Below are 4339 nucleotides of genomic sequence, written 5' to 3' on the forward strand. Positions count from 1 at the left end.
TACCAGGACCGCTACAGCATGGAGCTGTCCGATCCGAAGATCGCCCAGCTGGATCTGGCCTACCACGACATCAAGCGCGGACGCGGCGTCTTCGATCTGCTGCAGCGCAAGGGACTTGCGACGCGGGTCACCACCGACGAGGAGATCGCCGAGGCCGTCGAGAAGCCGCCGCAGACGACTCGGGCCCGGCTGCGCGGGGAATTCATCAGCGCCGCCCAAGCGGCCGGTCGCGACTTCACCGTCGACTGGGTGCATCACAAGCTTAACGACCAGGCGCAACGCACCGTGCTGTGCAAGGACCCGTTCCGGGCGGTCGACGAGCGGGTCAAGCGGCTGATCGCGAGTATGTAGCGGCTCCCGAACGGTCACACCACCACATTGGCGCCACCGCGGATTCCAGCTCTCCGACCGAAATTCTCCAACCGAAAACGTGACAGCGCATGCGCTATCGAATTCAGATCCTGTATGCCCCTTCGAACTAGTGACGCATGTGGCAGCTGTGACCGGTGCGGCGTTGGCGCGTCGGTATACGTGTCGGCAGGGCGCCATCTAGTCTGAAACGAATGGCGACCTCGAAAGTCGAACGGCTGGTGAATCTGGTCATCGCCCTGCTGTCCACCCGTGGCTACATCACCGCGGAAAAGATCAGGTCCAGCGTGGCCGGTTATGCGGACAGCGCCAGCACTGAGGCGTTCTCGCGCATGTTCGAGCGTGACAAGAACGAGTTGCGCGACCTCGGCATCCCGCTCGAGGTCGGCAGGGCGTCGGCCTGGGACCCCACCGAGGGCTACCGAATCAACCGAGACGCCTACTCGCTGCCGGCCGTCGAGCTGACCCCGGATGAGGCGGCCGCGGTGGCCGTCGCGACGCAGCTGTGGGAGTCGCCGGAGCTGATCACTGCGACCCAGGGCGCACTGCTCAAATTGCGCGCGGCGGGAGTGGAGGTCGATCCGGACGCGCCGGTGGCCATCGCGTCGCCGGCCGGGGTGCCGGGTCTGCGCGGGTCGGAGGAAGTGCTCGGAATCCTGTTGTCGGCCATCGATTCCCGACAGGTCGTGCAGTTTCCGCACCGGCCGTCACGGGCCGACCCGTTCACCACGCGCACCGTCGAGCCATGGGGCGTGGTCACCGAGAAGGGCCGTTGGTACCTGGTGGGCCACGACCGTGATCGCGACGCCTCCCGCACCTTCCGGCTCTCCCGGATCGGTCCCGGGGTCGAGGCAATCGGGCCGCCCGGCGCCGTCACGGTGCCCGAAGGCGTTGACCTACGCAAGATCGTGGCGCAGACCATCGCCGAGACGCCGGCCGGTGGCGGACAGGCCCAGGTATGGGTCGCCGACGGGCGGGCCACCGCTCTGCGGCGCGCCGGGAGGCCCATCGGCGCGCGGCAATTGGACGGCCGCGACGGCGAGGTCGTGGAGGTCGACATCGGTTCGACCGACCAGTTGGCCCGTGACATCGCCGGCTACGGCGCCGACGCGCTGGTGCTCGAACCGCAGTCGCTGCGGGCCGAGGTGCTGGCGCGGCTGCGCGCGCACGCGGGCATGGACGTTGTCCGGGAGGGGCGATGACGCCCGTGTCCACTCGTCTGGTCCGGCTGCTGAACATGGTTCCGTATTTCCAAGCCAACCCCCGGGTCACCCGGGCCAGGGCCGCCGCTGACCTGGGAGTGTCGGCCAAGCAGCTGGAAGAGGACCTCAACCAGCTGTGGATGTGCGGCCTTCCCGGTTACTTCCCGGGCGATCTGATCGATTTCGAGTTCTCCGGCGACACCATCGAGGTGACGTTCTCCGCGGGCATCGACCGGCCGCTCAAGCTGACCTCGCCGGAGGCCACGGGCCTGCTGGTGGCGCTGCGGGCGTTCGCCGACATCCCGGGCGTCGTCGACCCGGAGGCGGCGCGCAGCGCCATCGCCAAGATCGAGGCCGCAGCCGGGGCCGCCGGGCACGACGCCACGGGCTTGGCCTCGGCCGTCGACGAGCCCGCGCCCGTCGAGAGCCGGGCCGCGGCCGTGGTGCGCACGGCGGTGCAGGCCAAACACGCGCTGGCCATCGACTACTACTCCGCGTCCCACGACACGCTGACCAGCAGGACCGTCGACCCCATCCGGGTGCTGTTGATCGGCGGGCACAGCTACTTGGAGGCCTGGTCGCGGGAGGCCGAGGGGGTGCGATTGTTCCGCTTCGACCGGATCGTGGACGCCAACGAACTCGGCGAGCCGGCAGCCCCACCCGAGCCGGCGCTGCATGCGCCGCCGGACACCTCGCTGTTCGACGGAGACCCGTCATTGCCGTCGGCCAAGCTGAAGGTGGCCGCGTCGGCCTCGTGGATGTTCGACTACTACCCGATGCGGGACGTGCACGAGCTGCCGGACGGGTCCTGCGAGGCGGTGATGACCTACGCGTCCGAGGATTGGATGACGCGGTTGGTGCTTGGTTTCGGGGCCGGTGTGCAGGTCATTGAACCCCAGACGCTGGCGCAACGTGTCCGGGATGCGGCGGCCGCGGCCCTCGAGTCGTACCAGTCGCTGACCTGATGCGGGCCCGGCGCGGGCCCACCGGTCGACGGCTCTGCTGCGGTAGCATCAGGTGGACGTCTGGAGGTAATCAAAGTGGGCAGTCTCAGTCCGTGGCATTGGGCGATCCTCGCTGTCGTGGTGATCTTGCTGTTCGGTGCCAAGAAGCTCCCCGATGCGGCGCGTTCGTTGGGCAAGTCAATGCGGATCTTCAAGTCCGAGCTCCGGGAAATGCAGACGGAGAACAAGGACCCGTCAGCCCTGGAGACCAACGCCGCAACGAAAAGCGACACCTCTGTGGCGAACCCCGTTCAGTCACAGCGCGTCGACGCTCCGGCGGCCAGCGAGCAGGGTCACAGCGAAGCGCGCCCGGCTTAGCCCGGCGCCACCGTCGCGGTGCCCGAGCGCCACTGACCGAGCGTCGTGAAAGTTCCCAAGGTTTCAGCGCGCACTGCGAGCGTGCTGAAACGCCTCAATCCCCGTAACCGGCGTAGCCGCACCAATCCTGATGCGACCATGTCGCTGGTCGATCATCTGACCGAGCTGCGCACCCGGCTGCTGATCGCCCTGGCAGCGATCCTGCTCACGACGATTTTCGGCTTCGTCTGGTATTCGCACTCGATCTTCGGCTTGGAAAGTCTCGGCGAGTGGCTGCGCCACCCCTACTGTTCCCTGCCGCAGTCGGCGCGCGCGGACATCAGCGCCGACGGGCAGTGCCGGCTGCTGGCCACAGCGCCGTTCGACCAGTTCATGTTACGGCTCAAAGTCGGCATGACGGCCGGCGTGGTGCTGGCCTGCCCGGTGTGGTTGTACGAACTCTGGGCGTTCATCACGCCCGGGCTCTACCAACGGGAGCGCCGCTTCGCGATCGGGTTCGTGATCCCCGCCGCGGTGCTGTTCGTCGGCGGCGCGGTGCTGGCCTACTTCGTGTTGTCCAAGGCGCTGGCTTTCCTGTTGACCGTCGGCAGCGATGTCCAGGTGACGGCGCTGTCGGGGGACCGCTACTTCGGATTCCTGATCAACCTGCTGGTGGTCTTCGGCGTCAGCTTCGAATTTCCGCTGCTGATCGTCATGCTCAACATGACGGGCATGCTGACCTATCAGAAACTGAAGTCGTGGCGGCGGGGCCTGATTTTCGCGATGTTCGTGTTCGCGGCGGTCTTCACACCCGGGTCGGACCCGTTCTCCATGACCGCACTCGGACTGGCGCTCACTGTGCTCCTGGAGTTCGCCATCCAGGTCTCACGTCTGCACGACAAGCGGAAGGCCAAGCGCGAAGCGCAGGCCGTGATCCCCGACGATCAGGCATCGGTTATCGAGGCGCCCACCCCGATACCGGAGCCGTCGCTGTCCGCCGGTCAGCATGACGATGTCACCTGAGCCGCCGGTGTCGCACGACGTGACCGAGCTGATCGAGCTCGCCAATTTCACCGAAGAACTCCCCTTCGCGCTCGACGACTTTCAGCGGCGCGCGTGCGCCGCGCTGGAGCGGGGGCATGGCGTGCTGGTGTGCGCGCCGACCGGTGCCGGCAAGACGGTGGTCGGCGAATTCGCCGTGCACTTGGCGCTGGCCGGGGGCGGCAAGTGTTTCTACACCACGCCGCTCAAGGCGCTGAGCAATCAAAAGCACACCGACCTGACGGCGCGCTACGGCCGCGATCGCATCGGCCTGCTGACCGGCGACATGTCGGTCAACGCCGACGCGCCCGTGGTCGTGATGACCACCGAAGTGCTGCGCAACATGCTCTACGCGAATTCGCCTGCACTGTACGGGCTTTCGCATGTCGTGATGGACGAGGTGCATTTTCTCGCCGACCGCATGCG

Annotated in this window: 6 protein-coding genes; all 6 read left to right on the forward strand. The window is 67.2% G+C overall.

What is annotated here, in order from left to right:
- Nucleotides 1-351 (forward strand): proteasome accessory factor PafA2 family protein (locus JOZ00_RS05755; protein WP_293340968.1); only part of this gene is annotated, 351 nt, incomplete at its 5' end.
- A 212-nt stretch (nucleotides 352-563) separates the two neighbouring features.
- Nucleotides 564-1571: a YafY family protein gene (locus JOZ00_RS05760; RefSeq protein WP_293340971.1), complete on the forward strand. Its 1008-nt coding sequence runs from the start codon at nucleotides 564-566 to the stop codon at nucleotides 1569-1571.
- Nucleotides 1568-2536 (forward strand): YafY family protein, encoded by a 969-nt coding sequence (locus JOZ00_RS05765; RefSeq protein WP_293340974.1) that lies wholly within the window; start codon nucleotides 1568-1570, stop codon nucleotides 2534-2536. The genes JOZ00_RS05760 and JOZ00_RS05765 overlap by 4 nt, the downstream gene beginning before the upstream one ends.
- A 75-nt stretch (nucleotides 2537-2611) precedes the next feature.
- On the forward strand, nucleotides 2612-2893 hold the full coding sequence (gene tatA / locus JOZ00_RS05770; protein ID WP_293340977.1) for a Sec-independent protein translocase subunit TatA: 282 nt from the start codon (nucleotides 2612-2614) through the stop codon (nucleotides 2891-2893).
- A 138-nt stretch (nucleotides 2894-3031) separates the two neighbouring features.
- Nucleotides 3032-3895, forward strand: coding sequence for a twin-arginine translocase subunit TatC (gene tatC, locus JOZ00_RS05775; protein ID WP_293340980.1), 864 nt, complete (start codon nucleotides 3032-3034; stop codon nucleotides 3893-3895).
- A 19-nt stretch (nucleotides 3896-3914) separates the two neighbouring features.
- On the forward strand, nucleotides 3915-4339 hold a 425-nt coding region (locus tag JOZ00_RS05780), incomplete at its 3' end, for a DEAD/DEAH box helicase (RefSeq protein ID WP_293340983.1).

The organism is Mycobacterium sp., from assembly GCF_019243155.1.
Classification (GTDB): domain Bacteria; phylum Actinomycetota; class Actinomycetes; order Mycobacteriales; family Mycobacteriaceae; genus Mycobacterium.

Bases quoted from the DNA above. Each gene is read 5' to 3' on its own strand.
- JOZ00_RS05760 (WP_293340971.1), top strand. From the start codon at position 564: ATGGCGACCTCGAAAGTCGAACGGCTGGTGAATCTGGTCATCGCCCTG.
- JOZ00_RS05765 (WP_293340974.1), top strand. From the start codon at position 1,568: ATGACGCCCGTGTCCACTCGTCTGGTCCGGCTGCTGAACATGGTTCCG.
- tatC (WP_293340980.1), top strand. From the start codon at position 3,032: ATGTCGCTGGTCGATCATCTGACCGAGCTGCGCACCCGGCTGCTGATC.